The following is a 967-nucleotide window of genomic DNA, read 5'->3' on the forward strand; positions in this document are numbered from 1 at the left end:
AAGACACAGCTCGCGGCCGAGTTCGCCCGCGAGCTCTGGGACGCCGGAGAACTCGATCTGATGGTGTGGGTGTCGGCGCTCAGCCGCGACTCGGTGGTATCCGGCTATGTACAGGCGGGAATAGACCTCGTGCAGGCGGGAACGGACCTCAGGCTCGGGCCGGAGAACGAGATACCGGAACGCACCGCGGCCCGGCTGCTCACGTGGCTGGCAAGAACCCGGTGGCGTTGGCTGATCGTCCTGGACGACCTGGCGGGGCCGGCCGAAATCCGCGACCTGTGGCCCCCCGGCCGGCCGAGCGGGCGCACGGTCGTCACCACTCGGCGGCGTGACGCGGATCTGCTGGCGGGCCGCAGTCTCGTCGAAGTCGACGTGTTCACGAAAACCGAGGCGGTCGAGTACCTGCGCAGGAAGTTCGAGAATGAGAAATATCGGCATCTGGCCGACGGGGACGATGCCGTCAACGGTGTCGTGGCGGATCTGGGTGCGCTGCCGCTGGCGCTCAGCCATGCCACCGCCTATATGATCGACCAGGATCTGACCTGCAGTGGGTACCGAGAGCGGTTCGCCAACCGTAAAAAGCGGCTGACGGAGCTGTTCCCCACGCTGGACACCGTCTATGACGGATATTCCCACACCGTCGCGACGACCTGGGCCCTGTCCATCGAGGCGGCGGACAGACTGCCCCCGGTCGGGCTCGCCCGGCCGCTCCTGGAGATTGTCAGCTCGTTGAACCCCAACGGTATCCCGGGGGATGTCATGAAGGCGTCACCCGTCCAGGGCTACCTCGCCGAGCGGCTGCCCAGGCAGCCTACCCGGGACGACATCCACGACGGGCTGCGTGGCCTGCACCGGTTCCATCTGGTGACGTACGAGAAGAGCATGATCCGCGTTCATGCGCTCGTGCAGCGAGCCGTGCGGGAGGACCTCGGCGCGCTTCGGTCGACCGAGGTCGCCCGGACATCCG

1 pseudogene is annotated in these 967 nt (G+C 67.0%); it reads left to right on the forward strand.

Features of this window, described 5'->3' with window-relative positions:
- A pseudogene (locus tag AC5LSR_RS20770) lies at positions 1 to 967 on the forward strand (tetratricopeptide repeat protein); the annotation flags it as partial.

It is taken from the genome of Protofrankia sp. CiP1_Cm_nod4, assembly GCF_982290645.1.